The sequence below is a fragment of the Nonomuraea sp. NPDC003804 genome, assembly GCF_040610675.1.
GTDB lineage: Bacteria > Actinomycetota > Actinomycetes > Streptosporangiales > Streptosporangiaceae > Nonomuraea.
This window is the reverse complement of sequence record NZ_JBEXMT010000132.1, coordinates 1-1078: the sequence shown is the minus strand read 5'-3', so window position 1 is coordinate 1078 and position 1078 is coordinate 1. Positions and strand designations below refer to the sequence as shown.

At 68.6% G+C, this 1078-nt stretch carries 1 protein-coding gene; it reads right to left on the bottom strand.

Going from position 1 to position 1078, the window contains the following annotated elements; translation table 11 throughout:
- Positions 1 to 1078, bottom strand: a 1078-nt coding sequence (locus ABZX22_RS45280) for an L-serine ammonia-lyase (RefSeq protein ID WP_354923577.1), incomplete at both ends; no start/stop codon positions are given.

The following is a 1078-nucleotide window of genomic DNA, read 5'->3' as shown; positions in this document are numbered from 1 at the left end:
CCCAACACCTCCGTCAACCCCGCCGCCGCCATCGAACACGCCGACCCCACCTCACCCTGACACCCCACCTCAGCACCAGAAATCGACGCGTTCTCCTTGAACAACACCCCCACCGCCGCCGCGGTCAACAAAAACCGCACCACCCCGTCCTCATCGGCCCCCGGCACGAACCGCGAGTAATACGTCAACACCGCCGGCACGATCCCCGCCGCCCCATTCGTCGGCGCCGTCACGATCCGCCCCCCAGCAGCGTTCTCCTCATTCACCGCCAACGCGAACAACCCCACCCAATCCATCGCGTGCAACGGATCAGCCTCCGGCGACTCGGCCTGCAACCGCCGATGCAACTGATGCGCCCGCCGCCGCACCTTCAACCCGCCCGGCAACACCCCCTCCTTGGCGATCCCCCGCCGCACGCACTCCGACATCACCCGCCACAACCCGACGATCTGCTGCCGGATCTCCGCCTCCGACCGGCCGAACGCCTTCTCGTTCTCCAGCATCAACCCCGACACCGACAACCCCGTCGCCGCGCAGTGCTTCAGCAACTCCTCACCCGTGGTGAACGGATACGGCACCACCGTGTCATCCGGCTTGATCCGATCGGCACCCGTCGCCGACTCATCGACCACGAACCCGCCGCCCACCGAGAAGTACACCTTCTCCCGCACCACCTGCCCGGCGGCATCGAACGCGGTGAACCGCATCCCGTTCGGATGCTCCGGCAACGAGATCTTCCGCTCGAACACCAGATCCTCGCCCACCACGAACGGGATCTCCCACTCGCCGAACACCCGGATCCGCCCCGAGGCGCGCATCTCGGCCAGCCGCTCGTCGACCCGGTCGACATCGACCAGCTCCGGCTTGTCCCCCGACAGCCCCAGCAGCACCGCCTTGTCGCTGCCGTGCCCCTTACCGGTCAGCCCGAGCGAGCCGTACAGGATCACCCGCACCCGCGCCACCCGCTCCAGCAGCCCGTCGGCGTGCAGCCCCCGGGCGAAGCGGTGCGCGGCCGCCATCGGCCCGCCGGTGTGCGAGCTCGACGGCCCGATACCGATCTTGAAGAGGTCGAAGACGC